Annotated in this window: 18 protein-coding genes and 1 riboswitch; of the genes, 8 read left to right on the top strand and 10 right to left on the bottom strand. The window is 60.4% G+C overall.

What is annotated here, in order from left to right; all coding sequences use genetic code 11:
• Positions 1 to 134 precede the first annotated feature (134 nt).
• Genes WA367_RS03095 through lpdA form a run of 4 tightly spaced genes read left to right on the top strand, consistent with a single transcriptional unit; the run spans position 135 to position 6,588 of the window.
• On the top strand, positions 135 to 3,125 hold the full coding sequence (locus WA367_RS03095) for a 2-oxoglutarate dehydrogenase E1 component (protein WP_336055325.1): 2,991 nt from the start codon (positions 135 to 137) through the stop codon (positions 3,123 to 3,125).
• Positions 3,126 to 3,154: 29 nt separating this feature from the next.
• The gene (odhB, locus tag WA367_RS03090; protein ID WP_336055324.1) at positions 3,155 to 4,678 is read left to right on the top strand and encodes a 2-oxoglutarate dehydrogenase complex dihydrolipoyllysine-residue succinyltransferase; all 1,524 of its coding nucleotides are present in this window, start codon (positions 3,155 to 3,157) and stop codon (positions 4,676 to 4,678) included.
• A 19-nt stretch (positions 4,679 to 4,697) separates the two neighbouring features.
• The gene (locus WA367_RS03085) at positions 4,698 to 5,147 is read left to right on the top strand and encodes a hypothetical protein (protein WP_336055323.1); all 450 of its coding nucleotides are present in this window, start codon (positions 4,698 to 4,700) and stop codon (positions 5,145 to 5,147) included.
• 34 nt (positions 5,148 to 5,181) lie between these two features.
• Positions 5,182 to 6,588 carry a dihydrolipoyl dehydrogenase gene (lpdA, locus tag WA367_RS03080; protein WP_336055322.1) on the top strand — a complete coding sequence of 469 codons (1,407 nt, stop codon included), beginning with the start codon at positions 5,182 to 5,184 and terminating at the stop codon, positions 6,586 to 6,588.
• Between the two features lie 75 nt (positions 6,589 to 6,663).
• Here the strand turns inward: lpdA and WA367_RS03075 are convergent, their stop codons facing one another.
• The 5 genes from WA367_RS03075 to WA367_RS03055 all read right to left on the bottom strand — a co-directional run bounded on the left by WA367_RS03075 (position 6,664) and on the right by WA367_RS03055 (position 11,709).
• Positions 6,664 to 7,095, bottom strand: a complete 432-nt coding sequence (locus tag WA367_RS03075) for a hypothetical protein (RefSeq protein WP_336055321.1) — start codon at positions 7,093 to 7,095, stop codon at positions 6,664 to 6,666.
• Between the two features lie 77 nt (positions 7,096 to 7,172).
• Positions 7,173 to 8,231, bottom strand: a complete 1,059-nt coding sequence (locus WA367_RS03070; protein WP_336055320.1) for a TraB/GumN family protein — start codon at positions 8,229 to 8,231, stop codon at positions 7,173 to 7,175.
• Positions 8,232 to 8,247: 16 nt separating this feature from the next.
• Positions 8,248 to 9,189 (bottom strand): tyrosine recombinase XerC, encoded by a 942-nt coding sequence (locus WA367_RS03065; protein WP_336055319.1) that lies wholly within the window; start codon positions 9,187 to 9,189, stop codon positions 8,248 to 8,250.
• Positions 9,190 to 9,244: 55 nt separating this feature from the next.
• A complete protein-coding gene (locus WA367_RS03060) occupies positions 9,245 to 11,062 on the bottom strand; it encodes an ABC-F family ATP-binding cassette domain-containing protein (RefSeq protein ID WP_336055318.1) in 1,818 nt (605 codons plus the stop codon).
• Positions 11,062 to 11,709 (bottom strand): thiamine diphosphokinase, encoded by a 648-nt coding sequence (locus tag WA367_RS03055; protein WP_336055317.1) that lies wholly within the window; start codon positions 11,707 to 11,709, stop codon positions 11,062 to 11,064. The genes WA367_RS03060 and WA367_RS03055 overlap by 1 nt, the downstream gene beginning before the upstream one ends.
• A 112-nt stretch (positions 11,710 to 11,821) precedes the next feature.
• A riboswitch (TPP riboswitch) is annotated at positions 11,822 to 11,930 on the top strand.
• Positions 11,931 to 11,960: 30 nt separating this feature from the next.
• On the opposite strand from WA367_RS03055, the gene thiB reads away from it, so the two are divergent.
• The 4 genes from thiB (at position 11,961) to WA367_RS03035 (ending at position 16,946) form a co-directional block, all read left to right on the top strand.
• Complete coding sequence (gene thiB, locus WA367_RS03050) at positions 11,961 to 12,962, top strand: thiamine ABC transporter substrate binding subunit (RefSeq protein ID WP_336055316.1); 1,002 nt, start codon at positions 11,961 to 11,963, stop codon at positions 12,960 to 12,962.
• Positions 12,938 to 14,575 carry a thiamine/thiamine pyrophosphate ABC transporter permease gene (thiP, locus tag WA367_RS03045; protein ID WP_336055315.1) on the top strand — a complete coding sequence of 546 codons (1,638 nt, stop codon included), beginning with the start codon at positions 12,938 to 12,940 and terminating at the stop codon, positions 14,573 to 14,575. The genes thiB and thiP overlap by 25 nt, the downstream gene beginning before the upstream one ends.
• On the top strand, positions 14,572 to 15,297 hold the full coding sequence (thiQ, locus tag WA367_RS03040; RefSeq protein ID WP_336055314.1) for a thiamine ABC transporter ATP-binding protein: 726 nt from the start codon (positions 14,572 to 14,574) through the stop codon (positions 15,295 to 15,297). Before thiP ends, thiQ begins: the two co-directional genes overlap by 4 nt.
• 185 nt (positions 15,298 to 15,482) lie before the next feature.
• Entirely contained in the window at positions 15,483 to 16,946 is a 1,464-nt protein-coding gene (locus WA367_RS03035; RefSeq protein ID WP_442935522.1) for a M48 family metalloprotease, read from the top strand.
• 11 nt (positions 16,947 to 16,957) lie between these two features.
• On the opposite strand, the gene WA367_RS03030 is transcribed toward WA367_RS03035, so the two are convergent.
• The 5 genes from WA367_RS03030 to WA367_RS03010 form a co-directional block, all read right to left on the bottom strand.
• Positions 16,958 to 17,821 carry an RNA polymerase factor sigma-32 gene (locus tag WA367_RS03030; protein WP_336055312.1) on the bottom strand — a complete coding sequence of 288 codons (864 nt, stop codon included), beginning with the start codon at positions 17,819 to 17,821 and terminating at the stop codon, positions 16,958 to 16,960.
• 195 nt (positions 17,822 to 18,016) lie between these two features.
• Positions 18,017 to 18,589: a CarD family transcriptional regulator gene (locus WA367_RS03025; RefSeq protein WP_336055311.1), complete on the bottom strand. Its 573-nt coding sequence runs from the start codon at positions 18,587 to 18,589 to the stop codon at positions 18,017 to 18,019.
• Positions 18,590 to 18,958: 369 nt separating this feature from the next.
• Positions 18,959 to 19,297, bottom strand: a complete 339-nt coding sequence (gene fdxA, locus WA367_RS03020; RefSeq protein ID WP_336055310.1) for a ferredoxin FdxA — start codon at positions 19,295 to 19,297, stop codon at positions 18,959 to 18,961.
• Positions 19,298 to 19,493: 196 nt separating this feature from the next.
• Positions 19,494 to 19,877, bottom strand: a complete 384-nt coding sequence (locus tag WA367_RS03015; RefSeq protein WP_442935521.1) for an RNA-binding S4 domain-containing protein — start codon at positions 19,875 to 19,877, stop codon at positions 19,494 to 19,496.
• Between the two features lie 8 nt (positions 19,878 to 19,885).
• The gene (locus WA367_RS03010) at positions 19,886 to 22,849 is read right to left on the bottom strand and encodes a helicase-related protein (protein WP_336055308.1); all 2,964 of its coding nucleotides are present in this window, start codon (positions 22,847 to 22,849) and stop codon (positions 19,886 to 19,888) included.
• Positions 22,850 to 23,276: the final 427 nt, after the last annotated feature.

Below are 23,276 nucleotides of genomic sequence, written 5' to 3'. Positions count from 1 at the left end.
GAAAATCAGGAACGCCAGCCCGCTCCGGCGGGTTGGCGTTTCATACCGCTTGAGCACATGACGGTTAAACCGTCCGCGCCGGCCGGCGAGCAGGCCGCATTGCAAGGAGCCGGATCGTGATCCGGAGCGCGAAAATGGCACGGCAGAACCAAGCCAACGACGAATTCTCCCTCACCTCTTTCCTCTACGGCGGAAACGCCGCCTATATGGAAGAGCTTTACGCTGCCTATCAGCAGGACCCTTCTTCGGTCTCTGAGGACTGGCGCGACTACTTCGCGCAGCTGAAAGACGATGCGGCTGACGTGAAGAAAAACGCCGATGGCGCTTCCTGGAAGAAAAAGAACTGGCCCATCGAGGCCAATGGTGAGCTTGTCTCTGCGCTCGACGGCAATTGGGGCGAGGTCGAGAAGCATCTCGACAAGAAGATCAAGGAAAAGGCATCGAAAGGCGGCGTAGCGCTGAACGAAGCCGAGCTGCAGCGCGCCACCCGCGATTCCGTCCGCGCGATCATGATGATCCGCGCCTATCGCATGCGCGGCCACCTGCACGCCAATCTCGATCCGCTGGGCATCGCGAACCCTCTGGAAGACTACAACGAGCTGTCGCCGGAAGCCTATGGCTTCACCGAAGCCGACCTCGATCGTCCGATCTTCATCGACAATGTGCTGGGTCTCGAGACGGCGACGGTTCGCCAGATGCTCGACATCCTCAAGCGCACCTATTGCTCCACCCTCGGCGTGGAGTTCATGCACATCTCCAACCCCGCAGAGAAAGCCTGGATACAGGAGCGCATCGAGGGGCCGGACAAGGGTGTGACCTTCACCGCCAATGGCAAGAAGGCCATCCTGCAGAAGCTGATCGAGGCCGAGGGCTTCGAGCAGTTCATCGATGTCAAATACAAGGGCACCAAGCGCTTCGGCCTTGATGGCGGCGAAGCGCTGATCCCGGCGCTTGAGCAGATCATCAAGCGCGGCGGCCAGATGGGCCTGAAGGAAATCGTTCTCGGCATGGCCCACCGCGGCCGCCTGAACGTGCTCTCCCAGGTCATGGAAAAGCCGCACCGCGCCATCTTCCACGAATTCAAGGGTGGCTCTTTCGCCCCTGACGATGTGGAAGGCTCCGGCGACGTAAAGTACCATCTGGGCGCCTCTTCCGACCGCGCCTTCGACGGCAACAATGTCCACCTTTCGCTGACCGCAAACCCCTCCCACCTCGAGATCGTTGATCCGGTGGTAATGGGCAAGGCGCGCGCCAAGCAGGATCAGGTCTTCGGCCGCAAGCGCGAAGAGATCGTGCCGCCTGCCGAGCGCGCCAAGGTTCTGCCGCTGCTCCTGCATGGCGATGCTGCCTTTGCCGGTCAGGGTGTCGTGGCCGAGTGTCTCGGTCTGTCGGGACTGCGCGGTCACCGCGTGGCCGGCACGCTCCACTTCATCATCAACAACCAGATTGGCTTCACCACCAATCCGCGCTTCTCGCGTTCTTCGCCCTATCCGTCAGACGTGGCGAAGATGATCGAGGCGCCGATCTTCCACGTGAATGGCGACGATCCGGAAGCTGTGGTCTATGCGGCCAAGGTGGCAATGGAATATCGCATGACGTTCCAGAAGCCGGTCGTCATCGACATGTTCTGCTATCGCCGTTACGGCCACAATGAAGGCGACGAGCCTGCGTTCACGCAGCCGATCATGTACCGCAAGATCCGTGAGCATAAGACCACGGGCGAGATCTATGCGAAAAAGCTGATCGAGGAAGGCCTGATCACGCAGGACGAGATCGACCAGATGAAGGCCGAATGGCGCCAGCATCTGGAGACCGAATTCGAGGCCGGCCAGGCGTACAAGCCAAACAAGGCCGACTGGCTGGACGGCGTCTGGACAGGCCTGAAGCGGGCCGACCATGAGGACGAACAGCGCCGCGGCAAGACTGCCGTTTCACTGAAGACCCTCAAGGAACTCGGCAAGAAGCTGACCGAAGTGCCGGAGGACTTCGAGGTCCACCGCACGATCAAGCGCTTCATGGAAAATCGTCGCAAGATGATCGACACCGGCGAAGGTATCGATTGGGCGACGGCGGAAGCGCTTGCCTTCGGTTCCATCCTCATGGAAGGCCACCCCGTGCGCCTCTCAGGTCAGGATTCCGAGCGCGGCACCTTCTCGCAGCGTCACTCGGTTCTCTACGACCAGCGAGACGAGAACCGCTACATCCCGCTGAACAATCTCGGACCACAGCAGGCCTATTACGAGGTCATCAACTCGATGCTCTCCGAAGAAGCCGTGCTCGGCTTCGAATATGGCTTCTCGCTGGCAGAGCCCCGTGCGCTGACGCTTTGGGAAGCCCAGTTCGGTGACTTCGCCAATGGTGCGCAGGTCGTCTTCGACCAGTTCATCTCGTCTGGCGAGCGCAAATGGCTTCGCATGTCCGGTCTCGTCTGCCTTCTCCCGCATGGCTATGAAGGTCAGGGTCCGGAACACTCCTCTGCACGTCTGGAACGCTTCCTGCAGCTTTGCGCAGAGGACAACATGCAGGTGGCCAATGTCACCACGCCTGCCAACTACTTCCACATTCTGCGCCGTCAGCTGAAACGCGACTTCCGCAAGCCGCTGATCCTGATGACGCCGAAATCGCTGCTGCGCCACAAGCGCGCCGTCTCGCAGCTTTCGGAAATGGCCGGCGAGAGCACCTTCCACCGCCTGCTCTGGGATGATGCGCAGATGCTGCCCGACCAGCCGATCAAGCTGGTGAAGGACTCCAAGATCCGCCGCGTCATCATGTGTTCCGGCAAGGTCTATTACGACCTTTACGAGGAACGCGAGAAGCGCGGGATCGACGACATCTACCTGCTGCGCGTGGAACAGCTCTATCCGTTCCCGGCCAAGGCGCTCATCAACGAACTGTCGCGCTTCAAGAATGCGGAGATGGTCTGGTGCCAGGAAGAGCCCAAGAACATGGGTGCCTGGTCCTTTATCGACCCGTATCTCGAATGGGTGCTCCAGCACATTGATGCCAAGCACAAGCGGGTTCGTTACACTGGCCGTCCGGCGGCCGCCTCGCCTGCAACGGGCCTCATGTCCAAGCATCTCGAACAGCTGGCCGCCTTCCTTGAAGACGCTCTCGGCGGCAACTGACCTGAACAGAACCAACGGAAACTGATCCCATGGCTACTGAAATCCGCGTTCCCACTCTCGGCGAATCCGTCACCGAGGCTACCATTGGCCGCTGGTTCAAGAAGAAGGGCGATGCCATCACGGCTGACGAGCCCATCGTAGAGCTGGAAACCGACAAGGTTACGGTTGAGGTCCCCGCCCCCGCATCCGGCACGCTGCAGGAAATTGCAGCCGAGGAAGGCACGACCGTAGAAGTAAACGCGCTTCTCGGCATGATCGGCGAAGGCGAAGGCGCCCCGGCCAAGAAGGAAGAAAAGCCTGCCGCCAAGGCAGAAAGCGCCAAGACCGAAGAGAAAGCCTCCGGCGGCAAGCTGGTCGATGTGAACGTCCCCTCCGCCGGCGAATCCGTGACGGAAGCGCAGGTCGGCGAGATCTACAAGAAGGTCGGCGACAGCGTTGCTGTCGACGAGCCCATTCTTGAGCTCGAGACCGACAAGGCCGCTCAGGAAGTCATGGCACCGGTAGCAGGCGTCATCCGCGAGATCGTTGTCTCCAGCGGTGACGAGGTTCAGGTCGGTGCGCTTCTACTGCGCATCGAGGAAGGCGCATCTGCCGGTTCGACGCAGGCAGCCAGCGCATCGCAGGAAAAGGCTTCGGCTCCCGCTTCCGGTGAAGCATCCTCCGGCCGTCCGCCAGCACCTGCTGCAGCCAAGCTTCTTGAAGAGCGCGGCATGAAGGCTTCCGACGTTCAGGGCTCCGGCAAGCAGGGCCAGGTTCTGAAAGGCGACGTTCTCGCAGCCGAAGGCAAGGGTGCGCCAAGCCAGCCGGCCGAGAAGCCGAAGGCACCACGCGCACCGTCCGGCGCCGAGGATGAGGCTCGCGAAGAGCGCGTGAAGATGACGCGTCTGCGCCAGACCATCGCCCGCCGTCTGAAGGAAGCCCAGGACACGGCAGCCATGCTCACCACCTTCAACGAGGTGGACATGAAGCCGGTCATGGACATGCGTTCCAAGTACAAGGAGCTGTTCGAGAAGAAGCACGGCGTGAAGCTGGGCTTCATGGGCTTCTTCACCAAGGCAGTGACGCATGCCTTGAAGGAAATCCCGGCGGTTAACGCCGAGATCGACGGCACCGACATCATCTACAAGAACTTCTGCCATATCGGCGTGGCCGTCGGCACCGACAAGGGCCTCGTGGTCCCCGTCGTTCGCGATGCCGACCAGATGACGATTGCAGAGGTCGAGAAGGAAATCGGCCGCCTCGGCAAGGCAGCTCGCGACGGCAAGCTTGGCATGGCAGACATGCAGGGCGGCACCTTCACCATCTCCAACGGCGGTGTTTACGGTTCGCTGATGTCGACCCCAATCCTCAATGCTCCGCAGTCCGGCATCCTCGGCATGCACAAGATCCAGGAGCGTCCGATGGTTGTCGGCGGCGAGATCGTCATCCGCCCGATGATGTATCTCGCGCTGTCCTACGATCACCGCATCGTTGACGGCAAGGAAGCCGTGACCTTCCTCGTTCGCGTCAAGGAAGTGCTGGAAGATCCAGAGCGCCTCGTTCTCGATCTCTAAGGCAGGATGGGACTGAGCCATGATGGCCGGCCTCAAGGCTTTGACAATCGCCATTCTTCTGGCAGGCAGCACAGGCGCTAGCCTGGCGGCCTGCCCGCAGGAACTGGCAGTCTATACGGAAGCCTATGACGGTCGGTCGGCTCTGGAATTTGTTGCCGACACGCGCAAGCCGGACATCCACCAGCATTTCCGGCTGCTTCTGCGTGGCGCCAAGCCGTATTCCGGCACTGTCGAACTGCAGGAAAGCGGCACACGCAGCCTTGGCAGGATCGATGGCATGTGGTCCGGCGCGATCTATGCGGTCCAGAGCGATGGCAGCGTTACACCGCTCAAGAAGCGCGGCAGCAAGGCCGCCCAAAGCATCATCCTGAGCGACCTGTCCTACACCTTGAACCGCCACAAATTCGCAGACGGCACGCCGGTGCTGCCTGTTTTCGACCTTTACCACCTCACGGGCTGTCAGGAGTGACGGCCAAATCCACCGCAAAGCGGAAGGAAGAGAAATGTCCTACGATCTCGTCGTCATCGGAACCGGCCCCGGCGGCTATGTCTGCGCCATCAAGGCGGCACAGCTTGGGCTGAAGACTGCCGTTGTCGAAAAGCTGCCCACCCATGGCGGCACCTGCGTCAATGTCGGCTGCATTCCCTCCAAGGCGCTGCTGCATGCCACCGAAATGTTCGCTGAAGCCGGTCATTCCTTTGCCGATCTCGGCATCGAGATTTCCAAGCCGAAGTTGAACCTGAAGCAGATGCTGGCGCACAAGACCAAGACGGTGGAACAGAACACCAAGGGTCTCGACTTCCTGATGAAGAAGAACAAGATCGATGTTCTTCGCGGCGTCGGCTCCATCGCGGCCAAGGGCAAGGTCACCGTCAAGGGCGACGACGGCAAGGAACAGACGGTCGAGACCAAGAACATCGTCATCGCCACCGGCTCCACCGTTGCGGGCATCCCCGGTGTTGACGTGAAGTTCGATGAGAAGGTCATCGTCTCCTCCACCGGTGCTCTCGAATTCGAGAAGGTGCCGGGCAAGATGATCGTGGTCGGCGGCGGCGTGATCGGGCTTGAGCTCGGCTCCGTCTGGGCACGTCTTGGTGCCGAAGTCACCGTTGTCGAATATCTCGACAAGATCCTCGGACCGATGGACGCCGAGGTCTCCAAGCAGTTCCAGCGCATGCTGGCCAAACAGGGCCTCACCTTCAAGCTCGGCCAGAAGGTCACCGACGTCTCCAAGGCCGGCAAGGGTGCGAAAGTCACCTTCGAGCCTGCCAAGGGCGGCGATGCGGAAACGATCGAGGCCGATGTCGTTCTCGTTTCGACCGGCCGCAAGCCCTTCACCGAAGGCCTTGGCCTCGACAGCGTTGGCGTCGAACTCGATGACCGCGGCCGCGTGAAGACGGACAAGCACTTCCGCACCAATGTGGAAGGCGTCTATGCCATCGGCGACGTGATCGCCGGACCGATGCTTGCACACAAAGCTGAGGATGAAGGCATGGCTGTTGCCGAAATTCTCGCCGGCCAGGCCGGTCACGTGAACTACGACGTAATCCCGAGCGTCGTCTATACGAGCCCGGAAGTCGCCTCTGTCGGCAAGACCGAGGAAGAGCTGAAGGAAGCTGGCGTCGAATACAATGTCGGCAAGTTCGCCTTCTCGGCCAATGGCCGCGCACGCGCCATGCTGCATACGGATGGATTCGTGAAGATCCTGGCCGACAAGAAGACCGACCGCGTGCTCGGCGCGCATATCGTCGGCTTCGGGGCAGGCGAGATGATCCACGAAGTTGCGGTGCTTATGGAATTCTCCGGTTCGTCCGAAGACCTCGCACGCACATGCCACGCTCACCCGACCATGTCGGAAGCCGTGCGGGAGGCAGCGCTTGGAGCATTTGCCAAGGCGATCCATTCCTGATCATTTGAGCAATCACTCAAACAAAAAAAGGCCGCTCTCGCAGCGGCCTTTTTCTTTGCTTTGCAAATCGTACTTTTACTGTGCAGCCGGTGCATCCGTGTTCGGAGCGGGAGCGGTGGGCTCTTCTGGAGCCGGCGCATCGGTTGCAGGAGCCTCCGTCGCCGGAGCTTCCGGAGCATCGGTGTTTGCTGCCGGGGCTTCAGCCTCAGGTGCAGCCTCCGGAGCCGCAGGCGCGGTTGCCTCGCCACCTTCTGGCGCGATTGTCGTTTCTTCCTGAATTGTCACATCAGCATCATCAGCGCCGCCCCAGATGCCTGCACCGCCAAATGCAAGGAACAGGACGATCAGGATAGCAGCGAGAACGGCAACGACGATCATCGTGCTGCCGCCACCCGAAGATGACTGCACGACAGTGTGGTTGGACGGCGGCACTGCCGGATCTGCTGCTGGATCAGTGCGCGGATCGACTGGATCGTTCGGATCACGCGGCCTGTTGTAATTTGCCATCGGAATGTCTCCCATCTGAGGCCTTGATTGACGGTAGAACGCCTGATCAAGATGAGAGTTCCGGTTGAAGCAGCGTCTCAGCGCATCTCAACAGGCGAAACGGTGTAGCCGCGCTCCTGAAGGAGCGCCACCAGCCCCTCTTCTCCGGGAAGGTGAAGCGCCCCCACGGCGATGAAGGCACCGCCCTCGTCGATGAAGTCCGCAGCCGCCTTGGCCATGCTGTGGTTGCGCCGGGTGACCATGACTTCCTCAAAGGCGGCATATCCGGCTTCTGTATCCTCACCCGGCATGACCGCACCCATCATAGGCTGGAACATGCCGGTTTCACCTGCGGTATAGAGCACGATCATGGTCTCGATGACGTCATCGATCCGGTCGCCAAGCGCCAGCGTGCCGAGCAGACCCTCGATGTGAAAGTCCATCGGCAGAGACGCCATGGCCTGGAACTGTTCCACCATGGTCTCAAGTCCGGCCACAGCCTTACCTTGGCTCGCCGCATCCGCCGCCAGCAATGCATCAAGCACCAGCGCGCCCTGCTCCTGCCTCTGCGTTTCGCACTCGGGCAGAGAGGCCAGCGAGACGAGCATCCAGGGTTTCATCTTGATTACCGTCTGAAGCGGGATTCCCCGCTCCTCAAGCGCTGCCTTGAGTTCCGCCTGCTGTCGCTCGTCCAGGTGATCGGTGAGCTTTTCCGCACCCGTGAACATCATCAGTTCGGGATGCTGGGCCATTGCCGCCATCATCGCCTTGCGGTCCAGCACATCCGTCGTCTCGATCACGACAGTTCTGGCTTCCTCGAAGGCCACTTTCGCGGCCTTCGGCAGATCCACAACCCGTGGATCGGTCACATGCATTGTGCCAAACAGCCAGGACGGCGCAACGCCTTTGGCTTCTACCTTCCAGAGCAACCCGCTGCCGTTGGCGACCTGAGCTGCCTCTTTCTCGATTGCCGCAAGGCGTTCCGGCTGGTTTGCCGCGAAGTCGCTCAACAGATTGCGACCACGGCAATGATCCTCGGCCCGCACCTGCGTTGCGCCCAGCAGCGCCAGGATGAAGCTGGTGAATGCGAGCATGTTCAACACGCCCAAAATCCGCAGCAAGGCAGTGCTCAGCTTTTCGGAAAGGTCTCGGAACATGGGCTATATCCAGTCCTCACGCGCGCGGATGCGCTGCGTCATAGATTTCAAGAAGACGGCTGGTGTCGACGGCGGTGTAGACCTGCGTGGTCGACAGACTTGCGTGTCCCAGAAGCTCCTGGATTGCACGCAGATCCCCTCCCCGCCCCAGAAGATGGGTCGCGAATGAATGGCGTAGCGCATGCGGAGTGGCCGTATCCGGCAGGTTCAACGCCGCGCGCATCTTGCGCATCTCCCGCTGGATGATGGCCGGCTGAAGCGGCCCGCCTTTTGCCCCGCGAAACAGCGGCTCTTCCGGTGGAAGGTGCCAGGGGCAAAGCTTCCGATATTCACCGACAGCCTCCGCAACAACGGGAAGAACAGGCACAAGCCGCGTCTTTCCGCCCTTGCCCTTGATGCGCAGCGCACCTGCACTCTTCCCGCTTAACTCGCCTGCCCTCAGCCCCAGAGCTTCGGAAATGCGCAGGCCGGAGCCATAGAGAAGCGCAAGTACCGCAGCATTGCGCGCGGCAATCCAAGGTTCCTCGGCAAGCTGCCCTTCGCCAGAGACAACCTTCCGCGCATCGGCTGCGGTCAACGGTTTCGGCAAGCCTTTGGATGCCTTGGGTGAGCGTACGGCGCTGACGCCTGCAGCATTGACCAAGCCCTGCCGCTCAAGAAATTTCAGGAGTGAACGAATGCCTGCCAGGCCACGCCCCAAACTGCGTGCGCCAGCACCGTCGCGCCTGCGCATTGCCAAAAAGGCCCGAAAGTCGGATGGCCGCAGATCGGCAATATCCTTGATCCCGGGCGCATCGCCCAGATGCCCGGTCAAAAACTGCAGAAACTGCCGCGTGTCGCGCTCATAGGCGGTAACGGTAAGTGCGGAAAGCCGACGCTCACCTTCCAGCCGCTTCAGCCATTCCACGCGCGCCTGCTGCAGATCGGGTCTGGCGCTGATCAGAAATGCTTCGCTCATGCCGTGCCTCCATGAATACAATCTCGCTCATGGAGGTTAGCCAAGCGTGAAGGTATCAGGCTCCCTCAATCTCTTCGCGCAGCATTTCCAGCTCAAGCCATTCTTCCTCGAGCTTTTCACGCTCCTGCCCCTTCTTCTCAAGTTCTTGCGTGAAGCGGGCAAAGGCTGCAGCGTCTTTCGCGTAGAGATCGGGATCGGCAAGCTTTTTCTCGAGCTTCTCCATTTCATCCGTGAGGGTCTCGATGCGCCCCGGCAATGTCTCAAGCGCATATTTCTGCTTGTAGGAGAGCTTGGCGCTGTTGCCGCGCGGCTTTTCTCCGCCCGAACCCTTCGGCGATGAAGCTGCCTTTTCCGCAGTGCGCGCCTTGCGCCGCTCCAGCTCCTCGCCCTTGCGCTGCGCCATCATGTCCGAATAACCGCCGGCATAGATGATCCAGCGGCCTTTGCCATCCGGTGCGATGGTAGCAGTGACTGTACGGTCAAGAAAATCGCGGTCGTGGCTGACAAGCAGAACCGTGCCGGGGAAGCCTTCCACCAACTCCTGAAGCAGGTCCAGCGTTTCCATGTCGAGATCGTTGGTCGGCTCATCGAGCACGAGCAGATTGGCTGGCCGCGTCAGGAGACGTGCGAGGATCAAACGTGCCCGCTCGCCGCCGGATAATTCGCGCACCGGCGTGCGCGCCTGTTCCGGCTTGAACAGGAAGTCTTTCATATAGGAGACGACATGCCGCTCCTCGCCACTGACGACCACACTGTCGCCGCGGCCATCGGTGAGGAAATGCGCCAGCGTTTCATCCGGCTTTGGCGCGTCGCGCTTCTGGTCAAGCACTGCCACTTCCAGATTGTGGCCGAAGCGGATCGTTCCCTCATCCGGCTCCAACGCGCCGATCAGCATTTTCAGAAGCGTCGTCTTGCCGGCACCATTGGGTCCTACAAACCCGATGCGCTCGCCGCGATTGATGCGAAGCGAGAAATCTCGAACAACTCCCAGCTCTCCATAGGATTTGGAGATGTTCTTGGCCTCAACGACCAGCTTGCCTGACTCGGCCGCATCGGCGGCCTTCATCACCGCCAGCCCTTCGGCCTTCTGGAAATTTCGGTGCTTCTCGCGCAGGCTTTGCAGCTCACCAAGGCGGCGCACATTGCGTTTGCGCCGCGCGGTCACGCCGTAGCGCAGCCAGTGCTCTTCGCGCGCGATCTGCCGGCCAAGCTTGTGCTGTTCGCGCTCCTCTTCCTCCAGCACGGTGTCGCGCCACTCCTCGAAATGGGCAAAGCCCTTGTCGAGCCTGCGGGTGATGCCCCGGTCCAGCCACACCGTGGAGCGGGTGACGCGTTCCAGAAAGCGACGGTCATGCGAGATGGTGACGAGCGCAGAGCTCATCCGTGCGATTTCATCCTCCAGCCATTCGATCGTCGTCAGGTCGAGATGGTTGGTGGGCTCGTCGAGAAGAAGCAGATCAGGCTGCGGTACAAGCGCCTGGGCAAGTGCCGCACGCCGTGCCTCGCCGCCCGAAAGTGTATGCGGCTCCTCTTCGCCCGTCAGCCCCAGACTGTCGAGCATCAAGGTCACACGGTTGATGTCATCGGCAGGCCCTAGCCCAGCCTCGACATAGGCGCGAACCGTCTTGTGCCCCTGCCAGTCCGGAGCTTGTGCGAGATAGCGGATGGTTGCGGTGGGTTGGCGAAAGATCTCGCCGTCCTGCGCCTCGGCCAAGCCTGCCGCGATCTTCAGAAGCGTGGACTTGCCCGATCCGTTGCGCCCGACAAGCGCGATGCGCTCACCCGGTCCAACCATCAGACTGGCCCCGTCCAGAAGAGGGGTTCCGCCAAAGGTCAGCTTGATGTCTTCGAGCTTTAGAAGCGGTGGTGCCATCAGGCAATTTCCTCGTCGTTGAGATGGGCGACCAGCATGGCGCGGCCTTTTTCCAGCCTGATCGCGAGCCTGTCAGCCACATAATTCGAAAGCGTGAGTGAAGACCCGAATTCGACCTCCACATGATCAAGCGGCCAGCGCGCGCCCTCGACCGTCAGTCCGGACAAAGGCTCAAACAGCAAAATGCTGAAGATCGTGCCGGATCGATAATCGAATTCATGCTGGACGCCGGTCGCCAGATGCCTTCCTTCCTGATTGCCGCTCGTAACCATTGTCGGCACGCCCATTTCGCAAAGCCGCACGACCTGGGTGAGATGCAGATGGGCATGATCCGCGCGCTCGCCGCCGAATGCTCCGGCAAGGACGAGCTCGGTCGCGCCCTCTTCAAGCGCATGATCTATGGCAAGCTCGCCGTCAGTCTTGTCCTTCTCCGGTGGGAACTCGCGGGTCGGCACATGCGCGAATGCATCCCGCATTGCAGCGTCTACGCTATCGAAATCCCCCACCCAAAGCTCCGGCGTCACGCCAAGCGCGGATGCATGGCGCATGCCTGAATCGGCAGCGATGATGCGGCTGCCTTCAAGCATGGCTGAGAGGCGGCGCGTGGGGTGGAGCTCACCGCCCAGAAGAATGACAAAACGGCTCATGGGCAGAGGACTTACAGCATTGGCGCACAAGACGAAACGGCCTTCGTGATGCCCTGCCGCGTGCGCGGTAATGACTGGACTTGCGCAGCATGTCCGACGGCCCTATCTTCGCGCCGATCTAACGGGGTGCCAGGCGAAACGGCCTGAGCTGAGAGGCATCACGCCAACCCGCCGAACCTGATCCGGGTCATACCGGCGGAGGGATTAGACTGTTCACGCAGCACCCTTCGAACATCTGACAAGAGGTGCTCATGCGCATTGCCCCTTATGCCATCACGCTTGCTGCGACCCTTCTGGCCACCACGGCTGGCGCGCAGGAAAAGCTCACCGTCTACACCTACGAAAGCTTCACGGCCGAATGGGGTCCGGGCCCGCAGATCGAGAAGAATTTCGAAGCCGAATGCAATTGCGAACTGGACTTCGTATCCGTTGCCGATGGTGTCGCACTGCTCAACCGCCTGAAGCTTGAGGGCGAAGGAACGGAAGCTGACATTGTTCTGGGCCTTGATACAAACCTGACCGAGGAAGCGCGCAAAACCGGTCTCTTCGTACCGCACGAGACCAATCTGGCCAATCTCGACATCCCGGGTGATTTCTCCGACGACATCTTCGTGCCCTTCGACTACGGCTATTTCGCCTTCGTTTATGACAGCCAAGCCGTGTCCACCCTGCCGAAGAGCATGAAGGCGCTGGTCGATGCGCCTGCCGACATGGTGAAGATCGCCATTCAGGACCCGCGCACTTCCACGCCTGGACTTGGTCTCCTCCTTTGGGTGAAGGCTATCTATGGTGACGAGGCGCCGCAGGCCTGGGAGAAGTTGCAGGACAAGATCCTGACTGTCACCCCCGGCTGGAGCGAGGCCTACGGATTGTTCTCCAGCGGTGAAGTGGCCATGGTCCTATCCTACACGACCTCACCGGCCTATCACATGATTGCCGAGGACACCGATCGCTATCAGGCGGCACCTTTCGCTGAAGGCCACTACATGCAGATTGAAGTCGCGGGCAAAACCGTGAAGGGTGCAGACAATCCGCTGGCAGACCAGTTCATGAGCTTCATGACCGGACCGGGCTTCCAGGATGCCATTCCCCAGGGCAACTGGATGTTCCCCGCAGGCAAGACGTCGGAACCGCTTCACCCGGCATTTGACGAACTTGTCGAACCGTCCGAAACGCTGCTTTTCTCGCCCGCCGAAGTTGCCGAGAACCGCAAGGCATGGGTGGATGAGTGGCTGTCGGTCATGAGCAAGTGACACGGAAGATCGGGCGGGGACGCATCTGGGCAGGCATTGCAGCCCTGAGTTTCCTCGCCCTGCTCATCGGCGGCGCATTTGCAGGCCTTCTTGCCGAGGCAACAGGCTCCTGGCGGGCGGCTGTCGACGCCTTCGACTTCTATCTCCTGCGCGTAATGCGTTTCACGCTGCTGCAGGCATCCCTGTCCACCTTGTTGTCGCTGATCCCGGCGCTGTTCGTCGCGCGCGCGCTCGCGCGTCATCCCCGTTTTATGGGCCGTGGTCTGATCCTCAGCCTGTTTGCCGTGCCCCTGGCACTGCCGGCAATTGTCGCTGCACTCGGTGTCCTTGCCCTGTATGGCAGGGCAGGCTTTCTGGCGCCATTCCTGTCTCTTGTCGGCAACCGGCACTGGGAAGGCATCTACGGGCTCACCGGCATCCTTGTCGCGCATGTCTTCTTCAACATGCCTCTGGCCACCCGGCTGCTTCTGGCAGCGCTGGAATCCGTGCCCACCAATTACTGGCGGCTGGGCGCACAGCTCGACATGGGGCCGGTGGCATCCTTCCGCTTCATCGAATGGCCCGTGCTGCGCACTGCCTTACCTCAGGTGGCAGCGCTGGTGTTCATGCTTTGCGTCACATCTTTCACCATTGTTCTGACCTTGGGCGGAGGACCGCGCGCCACGACACTCGAGGTGGCAATTTATCAGGCGCTGCGATTTGACTTTGACCTCGCCCGCGCCCTGGCGCTGACCATCGCTCAAATCGGGCTGACATTGCTGGTCGTCTTCATCCTCGCCCGGCTCGGCGCCTCCATATCTGCCGACACCAATCTGCCCACGGCCCCACGCAGGGCCATCTTCGCCTCCAGGGCCGAGACGGCAATCAACACGCTCATGATCCTGCTCGCGCTGCTGTTCGTTGCTGGCCCCATGGTCGCGACGCTCCTTGCCGGCATGGAAGCGGACCTGGCGCGTCTGGCCGCAGATCCGTCCGTAAGGAACGCCACGCTTACCAGCCTCTTACTGGCAACGCTTTCCGCCCTGCTGTCCGTTGCCCTGTCTCTCTCGCTCGTAGTTGCCAGACGTCAACTGGAGCTTTCAAGAAGAGCGCAAACCCCTGGCCTGCTTGAGATCATGAGCGATGCTGGCGCAAGCTTTGTTCTCATCATCCCCCCGGTCGTCATTGGCGCTGGCTGGTTCATCCTCCTGCGCCATTTCGGCAATGTGTTCACCTTCGCCCCGATCATGGTGGTGACGGTGAATGCAGCTATGGCGATGCCCTTTGCAATTCGCGCCCTTCGTCCTGCCCATGACGCGGCGAGCGCGCGCCACGAAAAGCTTTGCCGAAGTCTCGGCATCAGGGGCGTCGCCCGGCTGCGCCTTGTCGATTGGCCCGTTTTGCGCCGCCCCATGGCCGTCGCCTTCGCCTTTGCTATGGCGCTCTCTCTGGGAGACCTTGGTGTCATCGCGCTGTTTGGAAGCGAATCGGTGCAAACGCTGCCATATCTCCTTCTCCAGCGCATGGGCAGCTATCGAACGGATGATGCAGCAGGCCTGGCCCTGTTTCTTGGTCTGCTTTGTCTTCTGCTCATGCTCGTCGCCGGTCGGTTGTCCAGGGAAGCCCGTTCATGACAAAACCCGCATCCATAAAGCTCGACGAGCTGCGCTTTAGCTATCCCGGCGGCACCGAAATGCGATTCGACCTGGCGATAAACCCGGGCGAGAAGGTAGCTGTCATGGGCCCCAGCGGATCAGGAAAATCGACATTGCTCAATCTCGTGGCCGGGTTCGAAGAGCCGCATGGGGGACGTATTGCGATAGACGGGCGAGACGTCACCGCGCTGCCGCCCGACCAGCGCCCTGTCTCGATGGTGTTTCAGGAAAACAACCTTTTTTCCCACCTTACTGTCGCTCAGAATGTCGGGCTGGGCCGTTCGCCATCCCTCCGGTTGAGCGCTGAGGACGAGCACGAGATAACCTCGGCACTGGAACGAACCGGCCTGGGCGACAAGGGCAAGCGACTGCCCGCAGCCCTTTCAGGCGGGGAGCGTCAGCGTGTCGCGCTGGCGCGGGTTCTTGTTCGCAACAGACCCGTGCTTCTTCTCGATGAGCCTCTGGCGTCCCTTGGCCCGGCACTGCGAGAAGAGATGCTGGCTCTCATCAACACACTGCACGAAGAGCGCATGATGACGATCATGATGGCAACTCACGCACCCGAAGACGCAGCCGCTCTCACGGACAGGCTTGTTCATGTGTCGGACGGACGCATAGCCGGTGTGGGCTCAACCCAGGATTATCTTGGCGGCCGTGGTTCTGAAGCCTTCCGCGACTATCTGGGAAAAAATCGCTCCTGAGCGACGTTGGAAAGCCCTGATTTCACCACTATGTTCACTCAAAGCCGACATGAAAGGCCAAGCCTGCTTCTTGTCTTGTGGTCGCAGCTGTGGCTAGTTCCACCGCGTGACTGGTCTCGAAGAATATCAGAAGGATAAGCGCCCTGTCGCAGCAGATTATCCGATCTCCGAGTGCACCGCGTGCGGTGAGGCACGGCAGCCTGAAAAAAGGTGCTGTGTTTCTTCTCACGACCATTCTTGCCGGCTGCCAGTCACTTGATCTCAACGAGACCAATTTTGTTCCGTCGTCCAACCCGGTGACGGTGGACACGGTGATGCGGGGTGATCGGCTTGCCGGTTTGGCAAAGCGCCAGCACCCGAAGATCCTCAAGACCTATGGCGGGGAATACTCCGATCCGAAGCTTGAGCGCATGTTGGCGCGAGTTGTGGGCAAACTGACGCTTGATCCTGACAATCCGGATCAGACCTATCGCATCACGATCCTTGATTCGCCGAATATCAATGCATTCGCCCTGCCGGGTGGATATCTCTATGTCACCCGCGGACTTCTGGCACTCGCCAACGATTCGGCCGAAATCGCCGCAGTGCTGGCGCACGAGATGGCGCATGTGACCGCCAATCACGGTCTGGAACGCCAACGTCGCGAAGCCGAAGCCAATCTCGCAACCCGTGTGGTCGACGAGGTACTTGGCAGCAACGGCACCGCACGCGCAGCAGCCGTACGCGGCAAGCTCCGCCTGGCGCAATTCTCGCGCAATCAGGAACTGGAAGCGGATGCAGTGGGCATTCGGTCCATCGGACGCGCGGGCTACGACCCCTATGCAGCCGCCCGCTTCCTGCGATCCATGGATCAGTACCAGTCTTTCCATAATGTCAGCGGCAGCTCCGATGCCAGCCTCGACTTCCTGGCAAGCCATCCCAATGCGCCGCGCCGTATCGAGCTGGCGCAACGCCACGCCCGCAGCTTCGGTCCGCCAGGAAGCGGATTGAAGGAGCGCGAGCAATATTTGGCGGGCATTGATGGTATTCTGTTTGGCGACAAACCATCCCAGGGCTATGTGCGGGAACGCTCCTTCCTGCATCCGGGTCTCGGCGTGGCATTCACGGTTCCCACCGGCTTCGTACTGGACAACTCCACCGGTGAAGTGGTTGCGGCTGGTCCTGGCAATCTGGCTTTCCGTTTCGACGGCACGACGGTCGATCAGGGCACGCAGCTGACGGATTACCTGAGCGGCGGCTGGCTCGACGGGCTCGACCCGTCCTCGGTGCAGACGACGACCATCAACGGCCTTCCCGCTGCACGTGGACGTGCCTATTCAGCGGACTGGCAATTTGACGTGACAGTGGTGCGGGTGGGTGAACAGGTCTACCGGCTGCTGACCGGCGCGCCCAGAAGCAGCAACCAGCTTGATGCCGTCGCCCGTGAGATTACCGGCAGCTTCCGCATGATGAGCCAGTCGGAAGTGGCCAGCCTGCGACCGTTGCGTGTCCGCGTGGTGAGCGTGGGACCCGGCGACACGGTGGCAACACTTGCGTCACAAATGGTAGGTGTGGAGCGCAAGCTGGAACTGTTCCGGCTGATAAACGCTCTTGGACCCGGCTCCAGCCTGAGTGTCGGCGAGAAGGTCAAAATCATCACCGACAGGTAACCACAAGCCGTTCAGGCAGGAGCACGCAGTTCGGGATGTTTGCGCGTCAGACATTCCTGCAGCTTTTCAAGCGCTCGACTTTCGATCTGGCGAACGCGCTCCTTGGAAATGCCAAGGCTCTCGCCGAGCGCCTCAAGCGTCGCACCTTCCTCAGACAATCGGCGCTCACGCAGGATCTTCAGTTCACGGACATTAAGGGTCTCGAGCGCCTGCTCAAGCCAGGCTGTACGTCTCTCGCCGTCAATGGATTCCCCTGCAACATCATCAGGCAGAGGATCTTCACTGACCAACATATCCATACGTTCGGAGGACTGCTCGCCATCGCTCTTGAGCGGGGCATTCAAAGACGTATCCGAACCCGATAGGCGCGCATCCATTAGAGCGACGTCCTTTTCGGGCACTTTCAATGCCTGTGCCACCTCGCGATAGAGATCGCCAACTGGCATGGCCTCTCCTCCCGCACGCTGCATCTTTGCGCGTAGCCGGCGCAGATTGAAGAACAGCGCCTTTTGGGCTGAGCTGGTTCCACCGCGAACTATTGACCAATTGCGCAGCACATAGTCCTGCATGGAAGCGCGAATCCACCATGTGGCATAGGTCGAGAAACGGACTTCCCGGGCAGGATCAAATCGTGCAGCGGCTTCCAGCAGGCCGACATAGCCTTCCTGAATGAGGTCGCCTGCAGGAAGACCGAATGAGCGGAACTTGGAAGCCATGGCGATCACGAGACGCATATGGGCCAATGTGATGCGGTGAAGCGCTTCCTGGTCCTGTGCCTCTTTCCAGCGGCGGGCCAGTTCCTGCTCTTCGTCCCGCTCAAGATAAGGAGCCTTCATGGCGGCTCGGACCATATCCTGTCTCGTGCTATCCTGCATCTATGGCTCCCTTCGGCAGGAGCAGAATGGACATCAGTCAATTCTGCCGATCACGAAAGGTAACAACCGGGTAGCAGAAAGGTTCCGCTGCTCTACCACCTGCACGAGGCTCAAGCGCCAAAGAAAGAGCCCAGTGGCTTTATCAACCACCGGGCTCCTCTGGAACTGTCGTCTGTGAGAGCAGAAACAAGCCGATCAGGCTGCTTCTTCCTTCGCAGCCTCTTCGTCTTCAGCCTTGGCGCCGCGACGTGGACCTTTGTTCAGATTGGTCTCGATGAGACGCACTGCTTCCGTTTCCGACATGCGGTTGACTGCTGCGATCTCGCGCGCCATGCGATCGAGTGCAGCTTCGTAAAGCTGACGCTCCGAATAAGACTGCTCCGGCTGGTTTTCCGCACGATAGAGATCGCGGACAACTTCAGAGATGGAGATCAGGTCGCCGGAATTGATCTTTGCATCGTATTCCTGCGCACGGCGCGACCACATGGTGCGCTTCACGCGCGCACGGCCCTGCACTACCTTCAGGGCGCGGTCGACATAGTCGGTCTCGGAAAGCTTGCGCATGCCGATGGAAGCGGCCTTGGCGACCGGAACCTTCAGGCGCATCTTGTCCTTCTGAAAATCGATAACGAACAGCTCCAGCTTGTGGCCCGCAACTTCCTGGTCCTCGATCTCGACGATCTGGCCTACGCCGTGGGCCGGATAGACGATGAACTCGCCGGTCTTGAAACCATTCCGCTGCGACGATTTTTTCTGCTGGGTTGCCATACGCCTAACACTCCTGTTTTTATGGGGTCAGAGGAGATTCGCTTCCCTGCCCGGCCGCAATGCCGATACGGGCTGAAATGGCGTGAACATGTGGGCTACATGCCGCAAGGGCATCGGCAGTCATGCCGATCCTCAAGGCCCCGTTAAGTCTTGGCCTTGGAATGTAACGCACCTTTCGAATGATTAGGTTTTCTGCGCCATCTGCAGACGTGTTGTAATCGGCATGTCCTTGGACCCTACCACAAAAAGCTGAGGAAATCAACTATTTGCCATAGTTGAGGCTCTCAGGCGTCGCCACCCGATTCTCTCGAACACATTTCGCGACAAAGCGTCGCAGACGATGTATGGCGCGCACTGAAATGCCGGGACTTAGTCGCCCTGGCCGGGCTCCGACGAGAAATATTTCTCGAACTTGCCTTCCTCACCATCGAATTTCTGGGCGTCCTCGGGCGGCTCGCGCTTGATGGTGATGTTCGGCCATTTCTCGGCATACTCGGTATTCACCTGAAGCCACTTGTCCAGACCCGGCTCGGTGTCCGGCTTGATGGCTTCAGCCGGGCATTCCGGTTCGCAGACGCCGCAGTCGATGCACTCGTCGGGATGAATGACGAGCATGTTCTCGCCTTCATAGAAACAGTCGACCGGGCATACCTCTACGCAGTCCATATATTTGCATTTGATGCAATTGTCGGTCACGAGATAGGTCATCAGGAACTCCCGGGCGAAGGCGAACGGCAAAGCCGCTTCCGCCGACATCGTCTGCTAGTGATTACCCGCAAGGCCGCTTGGAACTGAGGGCTGCGAAGATCGTGGCGGTGAGGTAGCCGCTTTGTCGCACGCTGGCAAGAGTTGGCTGTTGCGCCAGATCATCGTGTTGGGAAACAGCTTTCCAAAAGCTTTCGTTCTAGCTGTCTTCACCGAAGATGCGCTGCAGCTGACGGCGGTCTTTCTTGGTGGGACGCCCTGCCCCGCGGTCACGAACCGCCACATCCGCCGGTGCAGCCTCGCGTCGGGGTTCGGGAGGCGTCAGATCCTCGTAAAGCTGACGCGCCTCCTCCGCCGGACCGCGACGTGTGCCTGGATCAAGCAGCCGGTAGACAAGAATGCGTCGCTCCAGCGTTATGGTGAGCACATCGCCGATCTTGAGCTGATAGGCCGCCTGCTCGATCCGGTTGCCGTTTACCCGCACCTTGCCCGCCTGCGCCAGCTTGGCAGCGAGTGACCGCGACTTCACCACTCGTGCGAAGAACAGCCACTTGTCAACGCGCTGCCGGTCACTGGCCACCAAGTTGCATCCTACTTCTTGAGTTGGTCCTTCAATGCTGCAAGCTTGGCGAAGGGTGAGTCCGGATCAATGCGCGCTGGCCGCTCGGGCCGCGGCTGACGCGGTCCTGCGCGACCCTCGCCGGCCTTTCCGCCCTTGCGTGGACCGCCCTCATGGCGCTGGCGCGGGCCGCGTCCCTTCGCACCCTTGCCCTTGCCCTCGCCCTGGCGCTCACTGCCACGCTGCGGGCGACGTCGCTCGAAACGTGCCGGACGCCAGAGCAGAACCGGCTTCGGCTCTTCTGCCTCACCCTCACCTTCCGCCTTTTCAGGCGCATCGCTTTCAGCCTTGGCTTCAGAGTCGGTCTCGGCTGGCGCCTCGGCAACTGCCGTCGCAGCACCTTCGGCAACGGGCGCTTCGCTCGAAGCGGGCGCAACCTCGCCTTCTCCTGAAGCTGCAGCCGTTTCGGAAGCTGTCGCGGCAGCATCAGCATCAGCCTTCGGAGCAAGCTCTACCAGACGCTTCTCAACCTCTTCGGCAGTCTTCGCTTCCGCGCGATATCCAAGGCCTTTGAGAATGGCTTCCATGTCATCAGGCGTCGCACCGAGAATGGACATCATCGCCGGTGTGACAAGAAACGCCGAGCCGTCATATGCACCTTCAGGACGCTCCGCCTGACCGATCTTCCATGAAAGTGCGGGACGGATGAGATCGGCAAGGCGCTCGAGTATGTCGACACGCACCGCACGGCGACCAAGATTGCGGAAGCCTGCGAGACGATAAAAGGCGCGTTCGAATTCCGGCTCGGTGACGAGCGAGGTCCGGCCCGAAGCAAGGGCGGCCACCACGTCTCCATAGCCAGGCTTGTCCTTCCCGTCGTTCGAAAGCGCCCAGAGAAGCGTGGAAAGTCCTGCAGGACCAGGCTTGATCAGTGCCGGAACAAAGATGTGATAAGCACCGAAACGCACACCAAGACGACGCAGGGCCGCGCGGGCATCCTGGTCGAGCGAACGCACCTCTTCCGCCACATCGCGGCGGTTCAGAAGGCCGAAATTCTCGACAAGCTGGAAGGCGAGGCCGCGGGCAATGCCGGTCAGGTTGTCCGCCTGCTTCAGATCAACCAGCGGCTTGAGCTGGCTTTCGATCTGGAAATTGACATAGCGATCAACGCGCGCGGCAACCTTGTCACGCGCGGGACCGGTAAGCTGCTCGTCTGCAAGAAGCACCGCGCGCGGACGCAGCGGGTCATCACCGGCAACGAGAGTGGCCACGGGCGCTCCAAGCCAGCGCACGACACCTTCCGACGAAAGGGCCAGGTCGCCATTGGCCGCAGCCGCGAAACGCTCTGCGCGGGTATCGAACTCTGCGGCAAGCGCCTTTTGCGCAGCAGTCTTCACCGCGCGCGCGTCCTCACCCTCGGCAGTCTTGTCCGCGGTAAAACGGAACCCCTGCATTTCACCCACGTGGTGTCCCTCCACAAGGACTTCACCAGCGTTACTAACTTCAGCTTCCGGCATTCTGTTCTCTCTCAGGCGCTTCATGAGCACGGAAGTCCTGCGGTCCACGAAGCGTTTCGTCAATCGCTCATGCAGCGCATCGGACAGGCTGTCCTCGATCTCCCGCGTTTTTTCCTGCCAGTGTGTCGGATCCGACAACCACCCTGGCCGGTGGGAAACAAAGGTCCAGGTGCGAATTTGCGCAATCCTGTGCGAAAGCGTGTCGATCTCACCCTCGGTGGATGACGCACGCCGCACCTGATCGGCCATGTAATCTTCATCAACATGCCCCTGCCGGGCAAGGTCTTGATAGACGGCAGCCACAATTTCAGCGTGTTGTGCAGGTGCAATCTTGCGGTAATCGGGCAAGGCACAGGCTTCCCACAGCAGCGCAACGCGCTCCCGCCTGTCGGCGAGGCTTGTCACATCCTCATCATTGGCCAGATGCTCAAGCACGCGCTGATCGGCAGCGGGAAGCGCCTTGGTAAGGCCTTCACGGTTGGGCGGCGTCTCCAACGAGTTCCGCAAAGCCCTTAGGCTGGAGAAATCGAAAGCCGCTGTGCGCCACTGCAAGACCTTTGCCGGCTCGAACTGATGCGTCTCGATGCGCTCGACCAGCGCGTCATCGAACGGATCGACATGCCCCGTCACGCCGAAAGTGCCGTCGCGCACATGACGTCCGGCCCGTCCAGCGATCTGGCCAAGCTCGGCGGCGGAAAGATCGCGGAACTGAAAGCCGTCGAATTTGCGGTTCTGCGCGAAGGCAACATGGTCAACATCGAGATTGAGGCCCATGCCGATCGCATCGGTGGCCACAAGATAATCGACATCACCGGACTGGTAGAGCGCAACCTGCGCATTGCGTGTGCGCGGGCTGAGCGCACCCAGAACAATTGCCGCACCGCCACGCTGACGGCGGATCAGTTCGCCGATCGCGTAAACCTCGTTCGAGGAGAAGGCGACGATTGCGGAACGACGCGGCAAGCGTGTGATCTTTTTCGAGCCCGCATAGGTAAGCACCGACATCCGCGGCCGGGTGATGACCGAAATCCCGGGCAACAGCCTTTCCAGGAGCCCGCGCATGGTACCCGCACCCAGAAGCAGCGTCTCATCGCGCCCGCGCAGATGTAGCAGCCGATCGGTGAAGATGTGCCCACGTTCGAGATCTGCTGCGAGTTGAACCTCGTCGATTGCGACGAAAGCCGCAGTCGTCTCGCGCGGCATCGCTTCGACCGTGCAGACGGAATAGCGCGCCTTGGGCGGAACGATCTTTTCTTCACCCGTGATCAGCGCGACATGTTCAGGCCCAACACGCTGCACCACGCGCTGATAGACCTCGCGGGCGAGCAGCCGCAGCGGCAGGCCGATGACGCCAGTGCTGTGCGCCACCATGCGCTCGATCGCCATATGCGTCTTGCCGGTGTTGGTCGGACCCAAAACCGCCGTGACGCCGCGTCCGGTCAGCGCGGTCGGAGATGTCTGTTGTGGCTGAAAATTCATCCAAAGCCTTTTCACTGCAGCATGGGCTGCGCCCGCGCTAGACATATAGGATGGCAGCACAAGAGCAAAAGGCAAAAAACCGCAGCGTTAACAATTGGAACGAGTCTGGAACGAATCAGCGACGAATCGGCTTCTGACCGGCTTTCCCCTTTTGTTCACCGCTAGATCTAGTCGGTCGTGCGAGATTGAGGGCAGATGCTGATTCTGCCGCCCTGGCAGAGCACCCCGAACACCGCCCAATCGTTAATACGAGCGCAAAGGCCGGCGGCCGAGCGGGAGCGGGCGAACCAAAACATTGAAAGCGTTTAACTTTCCTAACGACTGGTTAACCCCATTTCACCGCTGTTGGGGTGCAGGATTAACAAATCGCTCAAAGCGAGAACGAATCGGTGACGAATCGGACATTGCAAGAAATTCTCTGTATGTT

This window comes from Nitratireductor sp. CH_MIT9313-5 (assembly GCF_037029545.1).
Taxonomy (GTDB): Bacteria; Pseudomonadota; Alphaproteobacteria; order Rhizobiales; family Rhizobiaceae; genus Chelativorans.
Note: the sequence above shows the minus strand (reverse complement) of the source record. Positions and strands in the feature narration are given on the sequence as shown.

What these genes read in the sequence shown, in the direction of transcription:
- WA367_RS03095 (WP_336055325.1), top strand. Translation starts at nt 135, where the DNA reads ATGGCACGGCAGAACCAAGCCAACGACGAATTCTCCCTCACCTCTTTC.
- odhB (WP_336055324.1), top strand. Translation starts at nt 3,155, where the DNA reads ATGGCTACTGAAATCCGCGTTCCCACTCTCGGCGAATCCGTCACCGAG.
- WA367_RS03010 (WP_336055308.1), bottom strand. Translation starts at nt 22,849, where the DNA reads ATGAATTTTCAGCCACAACAGACATCTCCGACCGCGCTGACCGGACGC.
- thiQ (WP_336055314.1), top strand. Translation starts at nt 14,572, where the DNA reads ATGACAAAACCCGCATCCATAAAGCTCGACGAGCTGCGCTTTAGCTAT.
- WA367_RS03065 (WP_336055319.1), bottom strand. Translation starts at nt 9,189, where the DNA reads ATGAGCGAAGCATTTCTGATCAGCGCCAGACCCGATCTGCAGCAGGCG.
- lpdA (WP_336055322.1), top strand. Translation starts at nt 5,182, where the DNA reads ATGTCCTACGATCTCGTCGTCATCGGAACCGGCCCCGGCGGCTATGTC.
- fdxA (WP_336055310.1), bottom strand. Translation starts at nt 19,297, where the DNA reads ATGACCTATCTCGTGACCGACAATTGCATCAAATGCAAATATATGGAC.
- WA367_RS03060 (WP_336055318.1), bottom strand. Translation starts at nt 11,062, where the DNA reads ATGGCACCACCGCTTCTAAAGCTCGAAGACATCAAGCTGACCTTTGGC.
- WA367_RS03030 (WP_336055312.1), bottom strand. Translation starts at nt 17,821, where the DNA reads ATGCAGGATAGCACGAGACAGGATATGGTCCGAGCCGCCATGAAGGCT.
- WA367_RS03025 (WP_336055311.1), bottom strand. Translation starts at nt 18,589, where the DNA reads ATGGCAACCCAGCAGAAAAAATCGTCGCAGCGGAATGGTTTCAAGACC.
- WA367_RS03085 (WP_336055323.1), top strand. Translation starts at nt 4,698, where the DNA reads ATGATGGCCGGCCTCAAGGCTTTGACAATCGCCATTCTTCTGGCAGGC.
- WA367_RS03055 (WP_336055317.1), bottom strand. Translation starts at nt 11,709, where the DNA reads ATGAGCCGTTTTGTCATTCTTCTGGGCGGTGAGCTCCACCCCACGCGC.
- thiB (WP_336055316.1), top strand. Translation starts at nt 11,961, where the DNA reads ATGCGCATTGCCCCTTATGCCATCACGCTTGCTGCGACCCTTCTGGCC.
- WA367_RS03075 (WP_336055321.1), bottom strand. Translation starts at nt 7,095, where the DNA reads ATGGCAAATTACAACAGGCCGCGTGATCCGAACGATCCAGTCGATCCG.
- WA367_RS03070 (WP_336055320.1), bottom strand. Translation starts at nt 8,231, where the DNA reads ATGTTCCGAGACCTTTCCGAAAAGCTGAGCACTGCCTTGCTGCGGATT.